This is a genomic window from Pseudomonas sp. LBUM1640, from assembly GCF_059716225.1.
The window spans coordinates 2931651-2954486 of record NZ_CP166816.1 but is presented as its reverse complement, the minus strand read 5'-3'; the positions used below and the strand labels follow the sequence as shown (position 1 = coordinate 2954486).

The 22836-nt window shown below is 60.1% G+C and carries 24 protein-coding genes and 1 pseudogene; 11 read left to right on the top strand and 14 right to left on the bottom strand.

All coding sequences use genetic code 11. The features are described 5' to 3' along the window. Nucleotides 1-17 precede the first annotated feature (17 nt). Entirely contained in the window at nucleotides 18-1325 is a 1308-nt protein-coding gene (locus ACA065_RS13265) for an IS4 family transposase (protein WP_497695326.1), read from the top strand. Between the two features lie 345 nt (nucleotides 1326-1670). Here ACA065_RS13265 and ACA065_RS13260 read toward each other — a convergent pair whose 3' ends face one another. From ACA065_RS13260 to ACA065_RS13205, 12 genes are all read right to left on the bottom strand, one after another. Then, nucleotides 1671-2018, bottom strand: coding sequence for a type III secretion protein HrpV (locus ACA065_RS13260; protein WP_285682785.1), 348 nt, complete (start codon nucleotides 2016-2018; stop codon nucleotides 1671-1673). 5 nt (nucleotides 2019-2023) lie between these two features. After that, complete coding sequence (gene hrpT / locus ACA065_RS13255) at nucleotides 2024-2233, bottom strand: HrpT family type III secretion system protein (RefSeq protein ID WP_497694903.1); 210 nt, start codon at nucleotides 2231-2233, stop codon at nucleotides 2024-2026. Then, nucleotides 2230-4356 carry a type III secretion system outer membrane ring subunit SctC gene (sctC, locus tag ACA065_RS13250; RefSeq protein WP_497694902.1) on the bottom strand — a complete coding sequence of 709 codons (2127 nt, stop codon included), beginning with the start codon at nucleotides 4354-4356 and terminating at the stop codon, nucleotides 2230-2232. Before sctC ends, hrpT begins: the two co-directional genes overlap by 4 nt. A 1-nt stretch (nucleotide 4357) precedes the next feature. After that, nucleotides 4358-4786: a type III secretion protein gene (locus ACA065_RS13245; protein WP_497694901.1), complete on the bottom strand. Its 429-nt coding sequence runs from the start codon at nucleotides 4784-4786 to the stop codon at nucleotides 4358-4360. After that, nucleotides 4773-4997 (bottom strand): type III secretion protein, encoded by a 225-nt coding sequence (locus tag ACA065_RS13240; protein WP_064455080.1) that lies wholly within the window; start codon nucleotides 4995-4997, stop codon nucleotides 4773-4775. The genes ACA065_RS13245 and ACA065_RS13240 overlap by 14 nt, the downstream gene beginning before the upstream one ends. 102 nt (nucleotides 4998-5099) lie before the next feature. After that, nucleotides 5100-5675: a type III secretion system stator protein SctL gene (sctL, locus tag ACA065_RS13235; protein ID WP_497694900.1), complete on the bottom strand. Its 576-nt coding sequence runs from the start codon at nucleotides 5673-5675 to the stop codon at nucleotides 5100-5102. A gap of 13 nt (nucleotides 5676-5688) precedes the next feature. Next, nucleotides 5689-6192: a type III secretion protein gene (locus ACA065_RS13230; protein ID WP_497694899.1), complete on the bottom strand. Its 504-nt coding sequence runs from the start codon at nucleotides 6190-6192 to the stop codon at nucleotides 5689-5691. Further along, the gene (sctJ, locus tag ACA065_RS13225) at nucleotides 6189-6992 is read right to left on the bottom strand and encodes a type III secretion system inner membrane ring lipoprotein SctJ (protein ID WP_497694898.1); all 804 of its coding nucleotides are present in this window, start codon (nucleotides 6990-6992) and stop codon (nucleotides 6189-6191) included. Before sctJ ends, ACA065_RS13230 begins: the two co-directional genes overlap by 4 nt. Nucleotides 6993-6999: 7 nt before the next feature. Continuing rightward, complete coding sequence (gene sctI, locus ACA065_RS13220) at nucleotides 7000-7356, bottom strand: type III secretion system inner rod subunit SctI (protein WP_497694897.1); 357 nt, start codon at nucleotides 7354-7356, stop codon at nucleotides 7000-7002. 59 nt (nucleotides 7357-7415) lie between these two features. Beyond that, nucleotides 7416-8435 (bottom strand): hypothetical protein, encoded by a 1020-nt coding sequence (locus ACA065_RS13215; RefSeq protein WP_497694896.1) that lies wholly within the window; start codon nucleotides 8433-8435, stop codon nucleotides 7416-7418. A 59-nt stretch (nucleotides 8436-8494) separates the two neighbouring features. Further along, the gene (locus tag ACA065_RS13210) at nucleotides 8495-8845 is read right to left on the bottom strand and encodes a type III secretion system major pilin HrpA (protein ID WP_497694895.1); all 351 of its coding nucleotides are present in this window, start codon (nucleotides 8843-8845) and stop codon (nucleotides 8495-8497) included. Nucleotides 8846-8872: 27 nt separating this feature from the next. Then, nucleotides 8873-9856 (bottom strand): sigma 54-interacting transcriptional regulator, encoded by a 984-nt coding sequence (locus ACA065_RS13205; RefSeq protein WP_497694894.1) that lies wholly within the window; start codon nucleotides 9854-9856, stop codon nucleotides 8873-8875. Between the two features lie 830 nt (nucleotides 9857-10686). On the opposite strand from ACA065_RS13205, the gene ACA065_RS13200 reads away from it, so the two are divergent. The 5 genes from ACA065_RS13200 to ACA065_RS13180 all read left to right on the top strand — a co-directional run bounded on the left by ACA065_RS13200 (nucleotide 10687) and on the right by ACA065_RS13180 (nucleotide 16230). Continuing rightward, entirely contained in the window at nucleotides 10687-11118 is a 432-nt protein-coding gene (locus ACA065_RS13200; RefSeq protein WP_497694893.1) for a CesT family type III secretion system chaperone, read from the top strand. Beyond that, entirely contained in the window at nucleotides 11118-13238 is a 2121-nt protein-coding gene (locus ACA065_RS13195) for a hypothetical protein (protein WP_497694892.1), read from the top strand. Before ACA065_RS13200 ends, ACA065_RS13195 begins: the two co-directional genes overlap by 1 nt. Nucleotides 13239-13585: 347 nt before the next feature. Then, nucleotides 13586-13990, top strand: a complete 405-nt coding sequence (locus tag ACA065_RS13190) for a hypothetical protein (protein WP_497694891.1) — start codon at nucleotides 13586-13588, stop codon at nucleotides 13988-13990. After that, nucleotides 13981-15429 carry a hypothetical protein gene (locus ACA065_RS13185; protein ID WP_497694890.1) on the top strand — a complete coding sequence of 483 codons (1449 nt, stop codon included), beginning with the start codon at nucleotides 13981-13983 and terminating at the stop codon, nucleotides 15427-15429. The genes ACA065_RS13190 and ACA065_RS13185 overlap by 10 nt, the downstream gene beginning before the upstream one ends. A 42-nt stretch (nucleotides 15430-15471) precedes the next feature. Then, nucleotides 15472-16230: a hypothetical protein gene (locus ACA065_RS13180; RefSeq protein ID WP_497695449.1), complete on the top strand. Its 759-nt coding sequence runs from the start codon at nucleotides 15472-15474 to the stop codon at nucleotides 16228-16230. On the opposite strand, the pseudogene ACA065_RS13175 reads toward ACA065_RS13180, so the two are convergent. Further along, nucleotides 16225-16638 (bottom strand): annotated as a pseudogene (locus ACA065_RS13175) (helix-turn-helix domain-containing protein); the annotation flags it as partial. The gene ACA065_RS13180 and the pseudogene ACA065_RS13175 sit on opposite strands and share 6 nt — an antisense overlap. A 139-nt stretch (nucleotides 16639-16777) precedes the next feature. Here ACA065_RS13175 and ACA065_RS13170 point away from each other — a divergent pair. The 5 genes from ACA065_RS13170 (at nucleotide 16778) to ACA065_RS13150 (ending at nucleotide 22306) form a co-directional block, all read left to right on the top strand. Then, a complete protein-coding gene (locus ACA065_RS13170) occupies nucleotides 16778-17302 on the top strand; it encodes a cysteine hydrolase family protein (protein WP_497694889.1) in 525 nt (174 codons plus the stop codon). Nucleotides 17303-17396: 94 nt separating this feature from the next. After that, nucleotides 17397-18347 (top strand): 2-hydroxyacid dehydrogenase, encoded by a 951-nt coding sequence (locus ACA065_RS13165; RefSeq protein ID WP_497694888.1) that lies wholly within the window; start codon nucleotides 17397-17399, stop codon nucleotides 18345-18347. A gap of 91 nt (nucleotides 18348-18438) precedes the next feature. Further along, complete coding sequence (locus tag ACA065_RS13160) at nucleotides 18439-20331, top strand: pilus assembly protein TadG-related protein (RefSeq protein WP_497694887.1); 1893 nt, start codon at nucleotides 18439-18441, stop codon at nucleotides 20329-20331. A gap of 130 nt (nucleotides 20332-20461) precedes the next feature. Beyond that, on the top strand, nucleotides 20462-21529 hold the full coding sequence (locus tag ACA065_RS13155) for a phosphotransferase family protein (RefSeq protein WP_497694886.1): 1068 nt from the start codon (nucleotides 20462-20464) through the stop codon (nucleotides 21527-21529). 9 nt (nucleotides 21530-21538) lie between these two features. Beyond that, nucleotides 21539-22306, top strand: coding sequence for an SDR family oxidoreductase (locus tag ACA065_RS13150; protein ID WP_016980158.1), 768 nt, complete (start codon nucleotides 21539-21541; stop codon nucleotides 22304-22306). Here the strand turns inward: ACA065_RS13150 and ACA065_RS13145 are convergent, their stop codons facing one another. Further along, nucleotides 22307-22750 (bottom strand): carboxymuconolactone decarboxylase family protein, encoded by a 444-nt coding sequence (locus tag ACA065_RS13145; protein WP_497694885.1) that lies wholly within the window; start codon nucleotides 22748-22750, stop codon nucleotides 22307-22309. Between the last annotated feature and the right edge of the window lie 86 nt (nucleotides 22751-22836).

Genomic DNA, 22836 nt, shown 5'->3' with positions numbered 1-22836 from the left:
AAGCACCGGCCAGTGTCATGACCAAGCTGGTATTAGAGCAGGCCGTACCTGCCGAATGGGTTGATAAGGTGTTCAATGATCACCGCCAACGTCAGTACTCCCGTGAGCTTTTATTTTCAACCGTTGTAGAGCTGATGTCCCTAGTTTCATTGGGCCTGAGACCCTCTCTACACGCGGCAGCGCGCAAGATGGAGGGGCTTTCAGTCACCCTTTCGGCGCTCTATGACAAGATTAATCGGACCGAGCCCGAGCTGCTTCGAGCCCTGATTTCGGGTAGCGCAGAGCGTTTAGAGCCGACCATAAAAACGCTCGGCCATTCATCGATCCTACCCGGCTGGCAATTGCGTATTGTTGACGGCAACCACCTGCCCTCCACTGAAAAACGTCTTGGTGCTTTGCGCGCTGAACGAGCTGCGGCTCGCCCGGGCTTTTCCGTAGTGGCCTACGACCCTGATCTGGATTTAGTCGTTGATCTTCAGCCTTGTGAAGACGCCCATGCCAGCGAGCGGGTCAGTGTTTTACCGCTGTTGGCCCGCGCAAGCGCGGGCCAACTGTGGGTGGCTGACCGGCTCTACTGCACGCTGCCGGTCCTACAAGCCTGCGAAGACACGGGGGCTTCGTTCATCGTTCGCGAACACAGCAAACATCCTCGCATAATTCAGGAAAGCGACTGGCAAGAGTCAGGGATCGTCGACAGCGGAAGCGTTCGTGAGCAAATCATTGAAGTAAAAGGTGGCCGCCGCTGGCGACGCGTTGAGTTGAGCCTGCAAACGGCAAATGATTCAGGCGATTCGGTGATGCGGTTCTGGAGCAACTTGCCCGACACCATTAGCGCTCGGCAAATAGCCGATTTGTACCGCCGCCGCTGGAGTATTGAGGGAATGTTCCAACGCCTTGAATCGGTGCTGGACAGTGAGATTAAGAGCCTTGGTAGCCCTAAAGCCGCGCTGCTGGGCTTTGCCTCAGCGGTTCTGGCTTACAACGTTTTGTCGGTTCTCAAACGCAGTGTTGATCAGGCCCACCGCGAAACGCAGCCAGCGGGTTGGGAGGCCTCGATTTACCATTTGGCGGTGCATGTTCGCAGTGATTATCAGGGAATGCAGATCGCATTGCCTGCGGAGAATTTCCCTATTGAAAAGACCTCGCAAGGGCTGGCAGAGCGGTTGTTGGCCCTGGCGAGGTTGATCAAACCCAAGGCCGTCGCGAAAAGTCCTCGTGGTCCTAAAGTCGCCAAACCTAAGGAGTGGCTGGAAGGTAAAGCTGCACGGGCCCATGTCTCAACAGCTCGGGTGCTCAAGGCTGCCAAGTCGGATAAACAAACTTAAACATGACTTTAAACGGATCTTTAAACGCAGACCTTGAAAGGCATGACATTTAGACCGCGTTGCATCAGGTAGATAGGCTTTGGATTTGCACTTGACCTGGCTTTTGCTTTAACCACTCAGGTCGGCGTTCAGGCCGCCGTGCTGTAGATCTTGATCTTGATCTGAGGCACCCCGTTAACCACGATGGCCGGAGAGGGCACACCGAGCAATAGCGAGGTGCCAAGTGGTGGGGCGTGACTTTTTGGTTACTTTTGACTGGGCCGGCATTCCGGTCTTTACAAAAGTGACCCGCCGTCAGGGCGGAACCCTAAGCAGCCGTTACCGCACCAACGGATATACACACCATCACCCCACCCCCCCAACCCCCGCCAACATCAACTGATGCTCGCAAATATCATCCAGCGCCCCGCCACCCTGAAACGTCAGCGGCGCCGCATGCCACACCACAAAATCCCGCTGCGAATCAAGCGACAAAAAATAATCCGGAAACAGGTGCGACTGGGTAAACCGCCGCTCCAGCGCCCCACGCAATTGCTGCGGCTGCAGCGTGCGGCTGTCGATATGCAACGCAATCCCCCAGTCATGATGCTCACGACGACTCACAAAGGACACCCCGTGAGCTACCGGCCAAACCGCAGCTTGCCCAGCCGCTACCCGCTCATAGAATTCCGCTTTCTCTGACACTCGGATCATGATGCTCAATCTCTCAATGGCACGACTGTAAAGTCTTGGGTCCTTTGTGGGGTATCCAGTCCCGGTCGCATATCCTCGGGCCACCAGATCACCAGCTCGCGATCGTTCGAATCAGGCCGCTCGCAAGCAGCCCCGGTGCAACCCGCCGGGTGCATCGCACACCCCGCCAAGGTCGCGCACAGTAGGCAAAAACCGATCAACACGAAGGGCTTCATGGCTTCGCCTCCCGCAGTAATGAGACACGCGTGGTAGCCGTGGCCTTCAGTGCCTGAGGCTGACGCACCGCCACAAACACTTCACTTTCCGCACCGGGTTGCAACCAGGCATGCGGCCAGGCACTCACCCCCAGCACCCAGCGTCCGCCGCAGGTGCTTTCATCCAGGCGTACCGGTTGCGCACTGGTGTTGCGGGCAACCACCACGCCAACACTCCAGGTGGTGCGCTCGTACCACTGGGTACGTTTGCCATCGATCACAATACCCGGCTGTTGGTCGCACAGGCTTTGCGGCACAAACAACGGCACCTTGCTCTCGCTGAAACCCGCCGGCTGCACGTTGTTGAGCAGCTGTGTGAACGCACGCTGCACATCGATGCGGGTTGGCTGCACGCCGTCGTGCCGGTCATCGATGCGCTTCATGGCCGCGTCTACGTCGTTGGGGTCGCCACTTTCCACGTAGCGCGCCGGGTCAACCTGGTCGCCAATCAAGCGCGGCGTGAGGATGAACAGACGCTCACGCTTGCTGGTGTGATGGCTGTTGGAGGTGAACAGCAGTTTGCCGATCCAGGGGATGTCGCCGAGCCAGGGGATCTTGCGAACTTTGTCATCGGTTTCCTGTACGTGGAAACCACCCACCACCAGCGATCCATGCTCGGCGATAACCGCCTGGGTGCTGACGTTGCCCGTGCGCACACTCGGCTTGGTGTCGTCCAGCACCGACTGCTCTATCTGCCCGTCCTCAATGTCGAGGATCAACTGCACTTCGGATTTGCCGCCGTGGGATAACGAACGCGGAATCACCTGCAAGCTGGTGCCCGCCGTGATCGGTTGAATATCGGCCACCCGCTCACCCGTGGCGGTGAGGTATTCGGTACGGCTGAAATCAATCACCGCCGGCTGGTTCTCAAGCGTCAGGATCGACGGATTCCCCACCACCGTGGCCGCGCCCTTGCCTTCCAGGGCATGGATGGCCAGGGCAAAACGCCCGGAGTTTTCCGCCGACAAGGTCGAGTTGGAGCCTGAGTCCAGCAGCGAAGAAGTCACATTGGTGCCGCCAAACCACACGTTCCAGTTGCTTGACAGCTCCGCAAGGTCATCGCGGTTGATATCCAGAATCACCGCATCGATTTCAATCAGGTTGCGCGGGATGTCCAGCTGTTTGACCAGCCGTTCATACAACGCCTTGCGCTTGGGCGAGTCGTAGATCAGCACCGCGTTGTTACGCACATCGGCGGTCACGCGGATTTTCGATTTGCTCGAGCCGCTGCCGCCTTTCGGGTTGAGCAGGCCGGATCCCGACAACACCCGGTCCAGGCCTTGTTGCAGGTTTTCGGTGTCGACGTTGCCGAGCAACGACGCCCCGCCGCCATACGGGGTGCTGCCGTAGTTGTTGCTGGTGCCCGAGGAGCCGGTGCCCAGCGCCGTGCCCAGACCACCACCCAACCCGGCGCCTTGCAGCAGGTTGAGGTTATTGATCGAGTCGCCACGTGAGCGGCTGTCGAGCAAATCCTGGAGGATGCTCGCCACACCGGCAACCGTCAGTGTCTCGTCGCGGTACTTGATGCTGCGGTCGGCGGCGTTGGCGTAACGCAGCGGCAGCACCACCACGTCTTGCTTTTCATCCGGCTTGTCGACGGTCTTGCTGTACTCGCGCACAAACTGCACGTAACGCGGTGGGCCGCTGACCAGCACCACACCGTCGTCCGACAGCGCGCCCCAGCCGAACCTTGGGTCCAGCAAACCGACATCGCTCAACGCGGTCTTGAGGTCATCCACCGCATCCGGGGAAACCTCGATGCGCGCCGAGGTCTGCTCGCTGGTATTGCTGACATACAAGGTGTCGTTGTAGACGAACCACTGGAAGTGATGTTCCTGGCCCAGGCGATCCAGAAACGCTTCGGGGCTGGCGGCACGGATACGGCCATCGACTACGCCGGCAATCGGCGCCATCTCAAGGCCGATGCCGAACTCCTTGGCGAAGGCTTGCAACGTGGTGGACAGGTCGGTTTGCTGCGCATCATAGGAATACGCCACGTGCTTCCAGTTCGGCGGCACGGCCGCGAACGCCGAGGCGCTCAAGCACATCAATAGCCACGGCAACCAGCGGTAGGCCTTCTGCATTTCACACTCCAGGGAGCCAGTTGGGGGTTACGGCACGGGACTCGGCAGGGTGCGAATCAAGCACGCTTTGGTGCATCTGGCTGAGCATCGCCCCACGCTGGTTGGCCAGGCTTTGCAGAATGCCCAGCACTGCGTCAACCGTGCACGGCAACGCCAGCCAGTACACCAGCACCAGGCATTTGCTTTCGGGGTCAATGGCCAAGCCACCGTCGCAGTGGCAGGCCACACTTGCGCCGCCCAGGCTGAGGATGGCCATCAGGCGCTCCGGGGCGCTGGCGTCATAGGGGTCGAGCACGTCGATACTGCAGCGCAAACCGCCTTCCACAGGCGACAACCGGGCGTTGGCATCATCGATCCAGCAATCGAGCGGCGCGCCGCCCGGCTGCTCGAACCATTGGCTCAGGACCGCGACAAAATCACTGAATTCCATCGATGATCGACTTGGTGATGCCGTGCTCGGCACGCAGTCCTTCGTTCATCACCGAGGTGGTGGTGGCCATCTTCTGCGCCGCGTCGGCGAAGGCCCGGAAGTCTTCAGGTGAGGCGGTGTCTTCAGCGTCCAGGGCCGCCGTGTCAGTGCTGCCCTGATTGCGGGTGAAGTTGTGCTCAAGGTGGGTTTGCAGGGACTTGAAGCTGATCATGCGGAGGGCTCCATGAATTTTGTTACAAAGTGAGTGGAACAAACCCCGACACAGGTTCCACGCTTTCTATCAATTCACAGGAGAAATAATCGCGATTTTTGATCAGCCACCCGGAGCAAGCATGCAGCGTTGCAAGCCGGCCCAGTCGAGGTCGAACTCCCCGGCTTCATTGCTCAAGCGCAACGCATCGATGGGCATCGAGCCGTCTTCGCGCAATTGCCACAACGCGGCAAAGCGACTGCTGGCGACCCACGCTTGCACCTGCGCAAACACCTGTGGGTGGCAGCTCAGCGTGGCACCGGTGGCGTGGCTTTGGCCAGCAGCCAGATGAGTGATCAAGACCTGGGCGCGTTCGCCGAGGGTACATTCGCCGAACAAGCGCTCAATCGCCTGGTTAAGCAATTGCCGGGCGGCCTGCACCACATTGTCATGCGCCGCCTGGGCCTGGGTTTCGATACCTTGCAAAAAGGCCCCGGCGTCTTCCCAGAATTGCGCGCTGGCCTGATCAATCACCTGTTGGCGCTGATGCTGGACCTCAAGCAGCAGCGCCTCTGCCTGCTCGCGCGCCCGCGCCAGCAGGTCGACGGCCGCCTGGGAATCACGAAATTGTTCATGGCGCACAATGCCCACGGGGGCTGCGTACTGATCGCCGAGCGATAATGTTCTACGCACTAACATGCTGGATTACGCCTCACGTCAACACCTTCCACAACACTGCGTGCCACAAGGCATCGAGTTTGCGCGCCGGCACATTCAACGCCGGCACCAGAACGTCATCCGGTGCCCAGGCCAAACGCAGGCGCGACCAGCAGCCCTCCCCCAACCAGGCACCGAGCAAGCACCGTGCATCAAACACCTCGGCCCCCAGCCAAAGCCCGGGGCGCAGCGCCTTGGCCAAGCCCCGGCACCATGACCATTGCTCATCCGAAACCTGTGCCTGCAACGCTGGGTTGGCAAAACAGATTGCCGCCACCAGCGCCAAGGCCTGGGTTTGCTGTTGCTCAGTGAGCGACAGCCAATGCATGGCATCAACCTGAGGCACGGGCGGTTGGGAGGGCGTAACGCCCAGGCAATTCAACAGGTCAGTGTGCCGGCTGCGCGACACCGGGGTGAACGGCGCCAGTTGGGGTTGCCAACCTGGATGCATCCAGCGCCAGGTGCAGCACCACCAGTTGGCCCAGTCGGCCTCGGTCACAGACGCGCCGGGTAGTTGGCGCCGGAACGGCCAGGGCGCAAGCGCCCGAGCAACCCGGCACGCCAGTCAGGTCGCAGCAGTAGCGCAAGCACAAGCAACACCACTAACCCGCCCAGCGCCAGCGCGATAACCAGCATGCTCCAGAAACCGGCGTCGTCGCTGTTGATCAGGAATGGCCCGAAATTGACCAGGGTCTGCTTGTCTTTGAATTCCACCGCCGGCACAAAAATGATCGAGAATTTTTTCGAGTTGGCCGAGTCCTGGCTCATCCCCGGAATGCTGCTGGCGACCATCTGCTGGATACGCCCGCGCACACTGTCGGGGTCGAGCACCGACGCGGCATACTTGATAAACACCGCGGCCGACGCCGGCTGCACCGGTTCGCCCGGCGCAATGCGCTCCGGCAGCACCACATGTACCCGTGCCACAATCACCCCGTCGATTTGCGACAAGGTCGACTCAAGCTCCTGGGACAACGCATAGATATAGCGGGCGCGCTCTTCCAGCGGGGTAGAGATCACCCCTTCCTTCTTGAAGATTTCGCCCAGGCTCGCGCGGGCGTGGTGAGGCAAGCCTGCGGCATCGAGCACCCGCACTGCACGGTTGATATCGCCAGCCGCCACCAGCACGGTCACGCCGAGCTTCTCCATCTGCTTGTGGGCCGTGATGTGTTCGTCGGCCAGTTTAGCGATCACGTCGTTGGAGTCCTGCTCGGTCAGGCCACCGAACAGTACGGTGTCGTCGCTGCAACCGGCCAGCAACAACAGGCATACAACCACCAATAAACGAGGGAATTTCACGCCGGGCCTACTGCAGGTTGGTCAGTTTATCGAGGGCCTGAGCACTCTTGTTCACCACTTTGGTGGTCATCGCCATTTGCAGGGAGTACTGCGACAGCGCCTGGCTCATTTTCACCATGTCCATCGGCTCGCTGGTGCCGGAGGCCGCCTTCATCGAGCGCATGGCCTGTTGCGACAGGTGCTGCTGGGTGCCGATGCGCTCGGAAAGCGCGCCCATCAGGCCATCGGCCAGCCCGGCAGGCTCGTGATCGCTGCGCATCGCGCTATTGAATAGATCGACATCCGCCTGGGAAGGCCCGGAAACCATCTCGTGTTCGTGATCCAGAGCGAGGCTCTTGAAGGAATTGACGCTGGAAATGGTCACGGGGGGGGTTCTCCGGAAAACGGTGTCGAAAGGTGCAATTAACAGTACAAGCCCTGGGTTCAGGAAACGCCTGCACTCATCACGGATAGAATGCTTTGCGCCGCCTGCGCCGCAGAAGCCTGCTGGTTCTGGTCCTGCATTTGAGGGCTTTGCGCGTCGTGGTGATGGTGGTGGCCACCCTGCTGGGCGCCTTGCATGCCGGAGGCGGCACCCAACAATTGTTCAAGCTGCTGCAGTATTTGCTGGAGCTGCTGCTGCTGCGAATTAGCCGCAGGTGCGTCAGCCGAATCTGCCGAGTCATCACTGCCCGAATCATCCGCGCTTGCTTGTGGCGTGCCGAGGCCGCCCTGTGTGGTGGTGCCGCTGTCATCCGACGCATCGTCGTCCGAAGCGTCGCTCTGCAGATCGTTTTGCGGGCTGCCCAAACCGCCCGCGGTGCTTTGCGGGGCTGCTGAGCCGCTGACGCTGTCGGAGCCGTCCATCTGTTGCGAAATCTGCTCAAGCGCAGCACGAAATTTCGAGGTTTCGTCTTTGTTGAGGTAGTTGTCTTCGTTGAGTTCCTTGCGCCACGAACCCGAATCCGGCGTACCAAAGGCGGCCTTGTTCTGGTCCATGAAGTCAGCCACTTTACGCAGCAGCGGCTTGTCCGCATTCGAGAAGGTCGAACCATCACCTTCAGGGGTCAGTGCCTGGTTGAGCCCCGCCTTGCCCAGCCCCTTCATGACCTGCGACATCAGGTCCTGGCCGCCACCCATTCCGGCGCTGGCCGAGGCGCCAAAATTATTGCCCAGCGTGTTTTTGATCAGGTCCGACACCGCTTTTTTGACGCTATCGGCGTTTTGCCCGATACCGAGCGCGGCGAAGGGATTGTCTTTTTTAAGCTGCTGCTCAACCATTTTCCCAAGCGGCGTATCGGTATCCAGGTGTCCGCTGGACGTCAACGCGTTGGTAATGTGGTCCACCACCCCGTTGAGGGCTTGTGGTGTCTTGGAACCGGCCAGATCCTGGAGCGCGCCATCGCGTGGAATGACGGTTCCGATATGCAGGGCGGCTGAATTGACGAAGCCAGAATTTGCCATGAGGAGATCTCGCTAAGGATCAAAATAGCCCTCCGAAGACTCGGAGGGCTCAGAAATGATTAGTAGCTGATGGCTTTGGCGAGCTGAGCGGTGCCGGAGATTTCTTTCTCCGCGGAGTCAGTCTTGGCGTTGGCGATGGCCTGCAGGGTGTTCAATTGCTGGGTCTGCATGGCTTGCTGGCCTTGGGCAATGATCAGCTGGGCGGACTGGGCGTCCTGCTGCTTCATCATCATTTCCTGAGCGCTGGCAGCCTGGCTGTTGGTCTGGTCAGTCATGCCCTGTTGCAGGCTGGCGTTGCCGCTTACAGTGCCGGCTGCTTGTGCCGCGCCCTGTAACGCATTGATACCGGTGTTGGCTGCGTTTGCTGCGGCGTTAGCAAAGCCACCTGTAGGACGGATAGGGTTTGTCATGGTCATCACTCCCAATATTCACTCGCGTCAGTACGAGGTAATAATTTGTGGAGAATTCGTGGATACAGGTTCCACATTTTTTTCAAGAGCCGAACTTTTTCCGAATATGTCCAAGCATTTGATGCGGTGATACAGCGTCCGGCGCGGTATACCCAGCTCCACGCACGCCGCGTCGATGCTGTGGTCGTGCCGCTTGAGCGCCTCCCGGATCAGCACCCGTTCGATCACCCGCATTTGCGCCTTGAGGGTCTGGCCTTCGTGCTCGCCAGGCGTGTCCGGCCCCAGGAATGGAAACCCTAGGGCAAAGCGCTTGGCGGCCGATTTGAGCTCGCGGATATTGCCCGGCCAGGAGTGGCTGAGCAGCACCTGAATGATCGAGGGGCACAATGTCTTGTGAGTGGCCCCCAGGCCTTGGGCGGCGGCGTCCACGAACTTGGAAAAAAGCGGAATGATCTGCTCCCGACGCTCACGCAGCGCCGGCAACTGGATGGTCAACACGTTGAGACGAAAATAAAGGTCACGGCGAAACCGGCCCTGCTCCACCAGCTCCGACAACGAACGCTGCGCCGAGGCGATCACGCAGATATCCAGCGCAATGGTGGTGGTCGACCCCAAACGTTCGATGGCCCGCACCTCCAACACGCGCAAGAGCTTGGCTTGCAGGCTCAAGGGCATGCTGTCAATTTCATCCAGGTACAAGGTGCCACCTTGCGCCGCCTCTATGTAGCCTTTGCGTGAGCGATTGGCACCGGTAAAGGCGCCGTTAACCACTCCGAACAATTCACTCTCAGCCAGTGATTCCGGGATCGCCGCACAGTTCATCGCCACAAAACTGCCTTTGCGCCCCGACAGCGTATGGATGCGCTCTGCAAGGGTGTCCTTACCCGTCCCAGTCTCGCCAGACAACAGCAAATCAATGCCCAGCAACGAAGTACTTTGCGCAATGACTTTAAGGTCGGGAAAATCGTTGATGCCGTCATGCTCGCCATGGAAATAATCGCGCACAGTCATATAAACAACCTCCCAATCGGCTTACTCAATCCAGTCCCCGATCCTTAAGACTGCGATATAGATTCAATGTAACTGCCCCATGACATTTCGATGGGTGACGAATGCACTTGCTACTTACGGCAATTGTTTTCGTTGCAGGTTTGACAGCAAGAAGCAAGTAAATAAACCGAACGCTTATTCTAATTTCAGGCATCGCTATAACACTCAACCTGAATGAGAGCCGAACGAGCGCTCACCCAACGTGCCTGGCGGCAGCCATCCTTACAGAACCGACAAGTCTTGATAGGACTCAAGAAACCGCAAGCGGCACCTCACGGCGCGTTTGCACGCGAGGCATTACATGTTTTTTATTATCTAAAGGCGCAACAAACATTAGCCGCCATATGTTTGACAGACTAAATATCTTCGACACTAAAAGGTTCAAAAAATTGACTCAACAGCGTCGAACACGCCTTTTTCAATTCACTACTAAGCCGCTGCCTCCTTGGATCCCGCTGCTTGTAGCGCCAGAGAATACATTTGAATCAAAACATGTCAATCGCCATATAAAATCTGGAATGTTGAGTTTCTCTCAACAAGGCTGAAAAATAAGCGCCTTGCCCACCCGTGTATAAAAATACTTTAAGTGCCACTACTGGAAGCAACTCCAGCAAACATTGAAGGTCCGCCGTTATTAACGGTAGTTGAGTTTTATTGGCACACGACATTGTTAAAAAAACTCGGAACCTGAATGCACTTATTCCCCACTCACCTTGCGGGCCGCTGCGTAATTTTTACGCAGCGCCCAAAAAAAGCCTCAAAGGCAACGTGTGCGCCTGGAGAATAAAAATATGGCTAACGAACACTTTCGCCAGTGGGTAGATGAGATCTGCCAACTGACCCAGATCCCCCGTGCGTCCGTGTTGTACGAATCCCCCCAACTGACTGTTCGCGGCGTTGATTTTTCTCTGCGCCCGCTCGAGAACGCCGAGGCGGAAACGGTACTCATGCATGCTGACTTCGGCCCCCTGCCCGCGCGCCAACGGGAGGCAATTTTATTGCGCCTGCTGGACACCAACTTCCACCTGATAGATGGCATACGCCACAGCAGTTTTTCGCATAACGAACACACCGGCCACGTGATGTTCGGCAGTGCCCTGGCACTGGAAAGCACCACGGCGGCGCAGGTTCTGCTGCTGATGGGGCATATTGCCGAGTATGCCCAAGCGTGGCGCCAACATTACTTTCTCGACGACCAGCGCACGCGCGCGAGGGCTTTTTGATGCGCACTCCCGGGATCAACCAAGGCCCCACGCCGGCCATCGTCCATAGCGAAGTTCACGAAACACCCAGCGGCGATATTGGCTTGGTGCGCCTGGCCTCCAGGCCACCCAGCGACCTTGCGCCCACGCCCAGCGCCGCGTCCAGCGCCACCCTCAAAAGCTATGCGCAGCGCCAGCGCCCTTCTACGTCTTTGGCCAGGGAAGCCGCCGCGCTGGCCCAATCCATCAAGGCCGGCGCCGGCAGCCCACTGGAAACTGCCCAGAAAATGATGGTGCTCGAGGGCAAATATTTGCTCGAACAGTCCCATGCCGCCTTCCAGACCATTGCCGAGAAGCTCTTCCCGGAAGTGGACGAACACCTGAGCCCGGTGATCAACGATGAGTTGCTCAGCCATGCGCAAACGTCCCGCCTGGAGCTGCACAAGGCACTGGCCAAGCTGAGCAAAATGCCGGGCGATACCCCAGACGTTGCTGCTTACGGGCGCGTACTCAAACAGGCCGTGCAGGCTCAGACCGAACTGTTTGCCGGCAAAGTCGCGCTCTACCAGGAAGTGCTGGCGCAGCCCGAACTGTCGGCCACCGACCGTGCCCACATCGAGCGTAGCGAGCACGCCTTCGCCCGTTATGCGCAACAGGTCGCCACGCAAATCCCCGGTGCGTTGAAACAGGCATCAGCCAAGGCTGAAGCGACGGTCAAGGCTCTGCATCACCTGCACCAACCGGCCAAGGAATGGGAGGACATCAGCCATCAGCTCAAGGCTCTGGTCCGCCAGACCAGCGCCGAAGGCGAGTTCAAGGATGCCTTGGACAACGCCCGCTTGCCCGATGTGCTGGAGGAGCTGCACCAACATAACGACGGTTGGGCCGCGACCACTAAAGCGTTCGTCGCCGGTGCCGTGCCGCAAATGCTCGCCTCGGGCCTGGCCTTTGGCTTTGCCCGTGCGGTGGTGGAGTCGGCGATCCCCCACGACTTGCCCAAGCAGGTATTTGCCGCCGGCGTGACCATGGCCGCCGCCCATGAAGTGGGTACCAACCTGCTCAAGCCGATCGGGCAGGAGTTGGTCGGCCCGTGGAACCTCAAGCCGATCAAAGCCTCGGAAGTCATCCCCAACCCCAACCCACGGGTCAGTATCCTGGGGCAGATCCAGCCGCTGAGCGATGCAGCCAAAACCCAGGCCAAGCAAGCCGTGGACGATTTACGCAGCCGCCATTTGAACGCCCAGCAAGCGAATAAAAACGGTACCGGTATCGGCGAGGCCCAAGCCTTTGGCGCGTTCGGCCTGGCACAAGGTATTCGCCGCGCCATTGGCTTTGCCGCGCCGCAACTGCACGTCAACGATTACGGCCCGCGAACACTCACCTCCATGGGCGGCGGGCTGCTGATGGGTGGGGTGCAATCGAGCAGTCAATTGCGCAGCACCACGCCCGACCAACGCGGCCGTGAACTGCCGACTCACACCTTCAAGAGCACCGATAAACCCTTGGCCCAGCGCATTGCCAAGGCCACCAGCGATGCGGTGCTGGCCAGTGACCCGAGTGAAAGCGAGGTGCGCCAGAGCCTGCTGAGCAAGACCTTCGGTTCGCTGATCGGCCTGGGTAATGCGGCAGCGGTGAGTACCGTGGCCCGCACTCTCGGCTCCGACACCTTGGCGCAGAAATTCGGCCAGGTGGTGATGGCTGCACTGGGGTCGCCGGCGCTGTTGATTCCCGCGTATGCCGCCTTCCAATCCGGGCCGGAAACCAAGGCACACACTGCTGCGCTCAAGGCTGCGCAGTTGCCGGGCACCGCGGCGCAGGCCAGTGCGCCAAACTTTCCGCGCACCCGCACGGCCTTGCAGAACATGCGGGCGCCGGATCGCGCCGATTTACCCCACGGTTCATTGCCTGGCACCTGGGGGCGCACCGCAGAAAACACCTACCACCGGGTGCGTGGTGGGTTGCAGATTGCATCGCAACTGCCTACTGAAACTCTTGAGCATGCGCCACAACTGCTCAAGGCCGCACCAGCTGCTCTGGCCAGTGCCGCAGGTTCGATGGGCAAGGCTTTGAGTGGTTCGCACAGCGTCGTCGAGACAGACATTCCTGACCCGCAGCCACCTGGGGCATTTCCTCTGGGATAAATTTCTACCTGGCAGTGGGCCTGGGTGATATAGAGCGAAATCAGATCCCGCGTACGCTGTGGATCTGCTTTTCTGTGGGGGCTGGCTGCTGTGTTGAAACTGGTTTTTGTGTGGGAGCTGGCTTGCCTGCGATAGCGGTTTGTTGGTGTACCCCGACCTACCCAGCCCATAGACCCGCTATCACAGGCAAACCACCCCCCCACATTTGAATGCGTTCAGCTTCCAGGATCAAGCCAGACACCAACGCCAAGCTAAACGCGGCCAGCTGTTTTCAATCACCGCAACAAGGAACCGGATGCCCCAAACCCCCACTCATTGATTTGGCCTGCGATTCCTGAGAACACCCTATGCCATTAGCCCCGCCTGGCGCCCGGTTCCGTGCAGATCCGGCGCTGTTCAACACCCCCAACTCCGCCCATCGAGTATCGACAAACCAGGTATTGGTGCCCCAGACCAGCCAACACGGGGGTTATACGACACGCGTGTCGAACCAGGAAATGGACATGCTGCTCGCAGCCAACCGGGCGGTTTCCGACACCTGGCAAGTGTTGAACAAAGGCTCGGGCAACCAGGAAAAGCACCTGGGCATGCAATACGAGGCATACGACAGCCAACGCAACACCCGCCGAGCGGACCTCAACCTCACCCAATACGAGTTCAAGCAACGCCTGGTCCAGTTGGGCCTGCACCCAGTCACCATCGTCGCCCACCCACCTCTGCGCCTTGAGTACACGGAGTTTCCATGCCCATAACCCCAAGCAGTTTCCCGCTCACTGGCAGCCCCGCGCTGTACAACACCGATAACCCGCACCACCGCGTGCCGATCAACCAGGTACTCGCCGACTCCACCGACGCCATCCTCGGTCGGCACCAGGTCACCGTGCAACGCGTCTCCAAAGGAGAAATGAAAGCGCTGACAGTGGGAAACCAGGCGATCGATGACACCTGGCGGATACTGAATAAAGGCTCGGGCAACCAGCAACGGCATATCGTGCGCACCCACGGCGACTCCTTCAAACGCACGGGCCTGGCACAGACAGAGTTCAAACAAATGGGGCGTGACGGTTGGGACCGTGCGCGCATCGCCGCGCGCTTCCAGGCAGGTAACTGCTCGGAAATGGCCTCGGTCTGCGCCGCCCTCTGCGCCACCTCGGGCCTGAACAAGCCGGTTTCGGTGCTGTACTCAACCCAGCGCGACCACGCCGTAACCGAAATAGGCGACCACCGCATGCCCGAAGGCAGTGTGATCGTCGATGCCTGGCCGGACTTTGGACGCGCCATGCGCAGGCAGGATTTCGCCCTGATCGACCAGCAGCCCATGGTGTTGAACCACTTCGAGCCGCGTCACGACCCGGATTTACGCAACCGCTTGCTGTACGACGCGAAGGCGAGCCAGGCCGAGGTCGACAACAATTTCAGGCTCATCGCCCCGGACCTACCCTCCGACGGCGACAAGCTGGTCAAGCACGCCTTGAACCAAGGTGGGGTTTACGCCCAGCGCCACACCGCAAAAAACCTGGGCATGCATTACCAATACAAAAGCAGCAAGGGCGAGTCCCAGTACTTGGACCTCAACCTTTCGCAGGCACAGTTCAAGGATCGCCTGATCCAGTTGGGGCTCGACCCCAAGACCGGCAAAGTCCCGAGCAAATCACTGTTTGCGCCCTTGATGCGCGCCATTGGCATTGCCCGCGCACGCACGCCCTCCGTCAGCGCCGCCGCCGCGCCCGTCATCTTGCCCTGGGAGGCTCCGGCTGTGCGCCCACGCCATGCCTCAACAGCAGCCGCAGAACGCCCGCACGCCCCGCGTGAAGAACGGCGCCGTGCGCCCTCGGCAGAGCCGCGCAGCCGGGCCACCGCCACCGCCGACACCCGTGCGCCGCGCGCAGAACGCCATCGCTCGGCCTCGGTTGACCCACGCGGACGTGCCCCCGCCCCAGCGTCACGCGCGCCTCGGGAAAGCCGTCGCGAGCCAGAAATAGACTCACGGAGCAGACGCACCACCGAAGCCCCTCGCACCTCCCGTTCTGAGCGTCACCGCGAGCCTTCGGCGGATGTCCGATCGCGGCCAGCCGAAAGCTCACGCGCCCACCGCCACACCTCGCACGACCGCCACCCGATGATGACACCGGCCAGACGCGAGCGCGCCGATACGTTCATTGCCACGCTCAATCGCCGACCTGTGAGTTAACCCACAAACGTTGGCTCCCACACCCAAAAGCGGAGTGACTTTATGGCCTTAACCACGCAACTTCTTCCATTGGCCGGCAGCCCGAGTCTTTACAACACCGGCGACTCCAACCACCGTGTGCCAATTCACAAAATGCTCACCCACTCCGCTATCGCGTCCGTGAGCACCCGGCATCGGGACAGTGTAAAAAACGTTTCCCACCGGGAGATGGATGCGCTGCTGGTGGCCAACCAGGCGATCGACGACACCTGGCAAATCCTCAATCGCGGCTCTGCCAACCAGCAGCGGCACCTGCTCAGCACCGCCGCGCGTTTTGCCGCCGGTGGGGAAATGGCGGCCGTATGCGCCCTGCTCGCCACCAGTACGGGGATCAACCAACCCGTCTCGTTGCTCAGTTCAACGGTGCACGACCATGCCGTCGCAGAAATCGGTGACCATCGCATCACCGATAAAACCATCATCATCGATGCCTGGCCGGAATTCGGCCGCGCCATCCGCAGAAAAGACTTCACCCTGCTGGGTGAGCGCCCGAACATTCAGCACACCTACGCGCCGCAGCCCGCACAACCACAGGAGCGCATGCGGTTGCTGTATGACAACAAAGTGTCCCAGAAGCAGATCGACACCGACTTCGCCACGCTTTATCCGAGGATGCCCAAGGACGGTAAAAAACTGCTGCAGGAACTGCAGCGCACCGCGCCCGGCTATGCGCAGCAACACGGGGCGAAAAACCTGAACGTGCGTTACCAGGGTGAAAACAGCCAGGGGATTTTCCGCCAGGTTGACCTTAACCTCACGTAAGGCTCGACGCTCCAGCAACCGAACGGTCTCCCAGTGCAGCCCAAACAGTTGAGCCACGTGCAGTGTGGGAAGGCGCTCGCAGGCTTGAATGACCGCCTCGGCCAAACGCCGCGTCATGCGGGCATAGCGGTCCAGCCAACTGACGGCCTCCATACGTTTACCGCAGTCACGACAGCCAACACGCCTGAGCAACACGCTGAGGCGCACCGCACGGCCGAGAATCGGCAAATCGCGGACAGTTCGCTCGCAATACTGATGCGTGGTTGAACAGGTTTTTTGGCAGCCGCTACAGGAAGGGAATCGGGTGGCGTGGGGAATCAGGTCGATCTGAAGTGCGTCGCCATCAGGCTTGATCGTGACGACAGAAAAGCCCTCCCAAAAAGGAAGGAAAGTATTAATATCGCGCATAAGAACGCCGGTTTGTTAGATGTGTTTGCTCGCACGAACATCATCAATCAAATCGGCGTTCTTGTTTCTATGTTTCCCGGGATTCCGTGAAGAACCTTTTTTATGGCCCCGCCACCTGGCCACTGCAAGGAGCAAGACCATGGCAAACGCCCTGCTGATCATCGATATGCAAAACGGTTTATACGATGGCCCGGAAAAACCCTTCGAGCGCGAACGTGTGCTGGATACCATCAACCAGCTGATTCAGCGCGCCCGCGCCGCTAAGGCGCCCATCTTCGTTGCCCGCCACACCGGTCCGGCGGGCTCGCCAATAGAAGCTGGGAGCCCCCTTTGGCAACTGTGGCCCGGCCTGGATGTCGACGAAACCTGTGACCACCTGTTCAATAAAACCCGCCCCAGCTGCTTTTTGGGCACTGACCTCGCACAGCAGTTGGCGGCGGCGCAGGTCGATGAACTGGTGATTGTGGGGATGAAAACTCAGTTCTGCATCGACACCACCTGCCGAGTTGCCGTGGAACTTGGGTTTTCGGTGATCTTGCCGGAGGACGGCCATACCTGCATGGACACCCCGGCGTTATCGGCCGAGGCGATCATCGAGCATCACAATGCGACCCTGGCTGGGGCGTTTGTGAAGCGGGTGGAAGCGCAAAATATTGAGTTCTAGCGCCACCCAGGCGGGATTTTTATGACTGAACAAAACGTTCCGTCTTACAAATCCCGCATACTCCCCCCTCAAACCCTTCAGGAAGAGCCTTCCGATGCCCACCACTGTTCTGGTTCTGGTTGAAACCATCAACGAATACCTGCAAATCATCGAGAGCAACGACTTTCACGTGATTCTGGCCCCGACACCGGCCGAACGCGCCCAGGCGATCAAAGCCCACGGTGGGCAGATCAAGGCCGTGCTGACGCGTGGCCCGCTGGGGCTGTATGCCGAGGAAATCGCCGCGTTGCCGTTGCTGGAGATCATCTGCGTGATCGGCGCCGGCTACGAACATGTGGACCTGCAGGCGGCAGCCAATCGCGGCATCGTCGTCACCAACGGCGCCGGCGTGAATGCACCGTCAGTGGCCGACCACGCCATGGCGCTGCTGCTGTCGCTGGTGCGCGGCATTCCCCAGACCGACGCGGCGGTGCGGCGCAGTGAGTGGCCGAAGGTGATGCGCCCGTCCCTGGGCGGCAAGCAACTGGGGATTCTCGGGCTTGGCGCGGTGGGCATGGAGATCGCCAAGCGCGCCGCCCTCGGCTTCGGCATGGAGGTGAGCTATCACAACCGCCAGCCCCGCGATGATGTGGATTACACCTATTGCGCAACCGCCGTGGAACTGGCGCGTACCTCGGACTTCCTGATCCTGGCCACACCTGGCGGTGCGAGCACCCGTCACCTGATCGATCGCCACGCCCTGGATGCGCTTGGGCCGAACGGTTACCTGGTGAACATCGGGCGCGGCAGCGTGGTGGTCACCGCCGACCTGGTGGCCGCCCTTGAGCAGCGGCGTATTGGCGGTGCGGCACTGGATGTGTTCGACGATGAGCCCAAAGTGCCGGACGCCCTCAAGCGTCTGAGCAATACCGTGCTTACCTCCCACGTGGCCGGCCTGTCGCCCGAAGCCGCCCACGACACCGTGCAGCGCGTGGCCGACAACCTGGTTGAATACTTTGCCGGCCGCGCTGTTCTTACACCCGTGACATTGCCGCCACGCAACTAGTAGCGAATAGCCAGCGCCGACGTAAAACTTGACTACACTGCTCTGCGGGGATGCTCAGGACGTCGGTGCATGACCGGCGAAGGAACGCACAATGTTTGGCCATGGACTCGGCCCGGCCCGCCAACGCGGGGCTATCGGCTTGATGGGCGCGGTTACCCTTGGGGTCGCGTTGTTGTTTCTGCTGCTGGTGGTCGACAGTGGCCGCCTGTACCTGGAGAAGCGCAAGTTGCAGCGTGTGGTTGACACCGCGGCGCTGGAAGCGGTGAGCCGCAGCGGCAAGTGTGTGGCGCCCACTAACACTGCCGCACAATTCGCGGCTGAAAGCGCGGCGCGCAACACCTTCAAAATCGATGCAAACCGCACGCTGGCCATTGCCTGCGGCACCCTGGCCACCGGCGCTGATTTTATGCGCACCTTCAGCGCCGACCCCGCCAAAGCCGACGCCATCCAGGTGATTGCCACCCATCGGGTGCACACCAGCATCGCCCACGGCCTGCTCACGCTGTTCTCGGCACAACCGGTCAACCTGACCACGCTCCTGAGCGCCACAGCCGTGGCCGCGGCACCCGCGCCTACGGTCGCGTCACTCACCGTTCGCAGCACGTTATTGACCGTGGACAGCACCAAGTCTGCAGCACTCAATGCGCTGATCGGCGGTTTGCTGGGCGGCAAATTGCAGCTCGACGCGGTGGGCTGGAATGGCTTGATCAATACCGATATCAGCTTGCTCAAGTACCTGGATGCCTTGGCTATCCAACTGAACGTCAGCGCGGGTCACTACGACCAGTTGCTCAAGACCGATGCGACGGTTGGCCAATTGATTCAAGCCGCCATCGATGTGCTCAAGCTGGGCGGTGATGCAGTCAAGGTGGTGATCAACAACCTTGAAGCCATCAAGCTGATCGCGCCGGGTACGCAGATCCTGCACCTGGGCGACTTGATCAATATCCAGAACGGCACGGACAAGAGTGCGCTGGACGTGAACCTGCAACTGTTCAACCTGATCCAGGGCTTTGTGCAGTTGTCGAACAAGGCCAGCGCGGTCGCCGTGGAGTTGCCGGTGGATGTGCTGGGCCTGATCGGTGTCACCGTCTCAACCAAAGTGATCGAACCCGCGCAGGTCTCCAGCATTGGCAACCCGAAGGACATCGGCAAGCAACCCATCTATGTGCGAACCGCCCAGGTGCGCACCTTGATTTCGGTAAAACTGCCGATTGTCACGCAGGTCAATAACGTACTGGGTGGTCTGGTGCAGACACTCAATGACCTGCTGGGCGGCCTGCTTGGGTTGCTCGACCCCAATTGCTGCCTGGTCGCCAGCCTTGAAATCGGCGACAAACTCGACATCGCCCTGGAAGCTGCCGGTGGCAGTGCCAAGGTCACGGATTACAGTTGCGACAGCGGTAAAAAATCATTGTCGGTGCTCGGCGAAACTTCTGCATTACACGTGGTGATTGGTCAGGTCGATCCGAAGAATCTGTATTCATCCCAAGACGAGCTCAGCGCCGACGAGTACCCGGTGGTGGATATCGGCACAAAAACCTGCAAGCGCGGCACGGGAGTCTGTGGCGACAGGCAGGCGTTTGCGGCAGGCGGCCTGGGCATCCGCGTCGACAGCAAAGTCTCGAGGACCGAGCGCGCGCACACCTACACCGAGCCGCCCGCCGTTAACCAGCCACCGACCTATTATCAGTTCGCCGCCTCGAATGTGGTCAGCAGCCTCAAGGAAACACTCACCGGCGTCCAACTGATCAACCATCCGCCGAAAATGGCCAGCCTGCTGGGCGCCGTACTTGGCCTGGTCACAGGCCTGGTCAACGGCTTGCTTTCAACGCTCGGCGGGTTGATTGCCGGGCTGCTCGGCCCCCTGCTCGACCCGATCGTCAACAACCTGCTCGCCGGCCTTGGCATCGACCTGGCAAAAGTCGAAATCGGTGCCAACCTGTCCTGCAACCCCGGTGGCCGGGCCATGCTGGTGATTTGAGCGCATCAGGCCCGCTGATCATCGGCCAACACGCTAACCTATTAAGCCGCCCCGACCTTGTCGCTGGGCGGCGGCGCGCATTAGATTAGCCAATAGTCCAAGGCCTTTAAAATAAGCAGAAGGGATAAGCATGGCGCTTAACGACCAATCGACCCAGATTCGCCCAGGCGAAGAACTTGATGCCAGCCTCATCGATCCCTACCTCAAGGCCCATATTCCGGGCCTGAGCGGCACGGTCACGATCAGCCAGTTCCCCGGTGGCGCGTCCAACCTGACCTACCTGCTGGAATACCCGGGCCAGGAATTCGTGCTGCGCCGCCCGCCCTTTGGCCATAAAGCCAAGTCCGCCCATGACATGGGCCGCGAGTACCGCATTCTCAACCAGCTCAAGGACGGCTTCCCGTATTGCCCCAAGGCCTACGTGCACTGCACTGACGAGTCAGTGATCGGCGCCGAGTTCTATGTGATGGAGCGGGTCAACGGCATCATTCTGCGTTCCGACCTGCCGGCCGAACTGGGCCTGGACACAGCCAAGACCGAAGCCCTGTGCAAAAGCTTTATCGACAAGTTCGTCGAGCTGCACCAAGTGGATTACGCCGCCTGCGGCCTGGCCGACCTGGGCAAGCCCGAAGGCTATGTAGCACGGCAGATTCGCGGCTGGAGCGACCGTTACGAAAAAGCCCTGACCCCGGACGCCCCCAGCTGGGAAGCAGTGCGCGCCTGGCTCAATGACAAGATGCCGGCCGACCACCCGACCTCCAGCATCGTGCACAACGACTACCGCTTCGACAACGTGATCCTGGACCCCAACAACCCGATGCAGATCATCGGCGTGCTGGACTGGGAACTCACCACCCTGGGCGACCCGCTGATGGATTTGGGCAACACCCTCGCCTACTGGATCGAAGCCGCCGACCCGGCACCGGTGCAACTGATGCGCCGCCAGCCGAGCAATGCCCCCGGCATGCTCACCCGCCGCCAGTTCGTGGACTACTACGCCGAGCGCTCCGGCATCCAGATCGACAATTTCGACTTCTACTACACCTATGGCCTGTTCCGTTTGGCCGGCATCGTGCAGCAGATCTACTACCGCTTCTTCCACGGCCAGACCCAGGACAAACGCTTTGCGCAGTTCATCCACATGAACAAGCTGCTGGAGCAAATGAGCCTGAACGTGATCGGCAAATCCACCCTTTAAGGAGTTGTTATGTCCAAGACCCACCTGTTCGACCTCGATGGCAAGATTGCCTTTGTGTCCGGCGCCAGCCGCGGTATCGGTGAAGCCATTGCCAAACTCCTGGCCCAGCAAGGCGCCCACGTGATCGTCTCCAGCCGTAAGCTGGAAGGCTGCCAGCACGTAGCCGACGCGATCATCGCCGACGGCGGCAAAGCCACCGCCGTGGCCTGCCACATTGGTGAAATGGAGCAGATCACCCAAGTGTTCGCCGGCATCCGTGAACAGTTCGGGCGCCTGGATATCCTGGTCAACAACGCCGCGACCAACCCGCAATTCTGCAATGTGCTGGACACCGACCTGGGCGCGTTCCAGAAGACCGTGGACGTGAACATTCGCGGCTACTTCTTCATGTCGGTGGAAGCCGGCAAGCTGATGCGTGACAACGGCGGCGGCAGCATCATCAACGTGGCGTCGATCAACGGGATTTCTCCGGGCGTATTCCAGGGCATCTACTCGGTGACCAAGGCCGCCGTGATCAACATGACCAAGGTATTCGCCAAGGAATGCGCGGCATTCGGCATTCGTTGCAACGCGCTGCTGCCGGGCCTGACCGACACCAAGTTCGCCTCGGCGCTGGTGAAGAACGATGCGATCCTGAAAATGGCCCTGGCGCAGATCCCGCTCAAGCGCGTGGCCGACCCCAGCGAAATGGCCGGCGCGGTGTTGTTCCTGGCCAGCGATGCGTCCAGCTACACCACCGGTGTGTCGCTGAATGTGGACGGCGGTTTCCTGTCCTGATCACGCGTTCGGCGGTTGCTGGCGAAAGCTCACCGCCAGGCGGTTCCAGCCACTGATGCTGGACACCGCCATGGTCAGGTCGACCAGCTCCTGCTCGCTGAACTCCACGCGGACCGCGCTGTAGAGCTCATCCGAGACACTGCAAGTCGGCAGCGTCGCCACCGACTCGCTCCAGGCCAATGCGGCCTTCTCCCGCGCGTTAAAAAACGGTGAATCACGCCACACACACAGCGCAAACAAGCGTCGCTCGCTCTCGCCCCGCTGGCGCGCCGCCATTGAGTGCATATCGGTGCAGAACCCGCAGTGGTTGAGCTGCGAGACGCGGATCTTGATCAATTCCAGCAGTGGTTTTTCGATGGACAGCTCAAAGGTCGCCGCCTCAAGCATCAACATGCCTTTAAGCGCTTGCGGTGAGGCGGTGTAGTAATCCAGACGGGGTTCCATGGGCGGCTCTCGGGCAGGGCAAGTCATCACGTCCCAGCCTAGAGGCCTCACGCCATAAGCTCTATAGCCAATCGAGCGGTTTATGT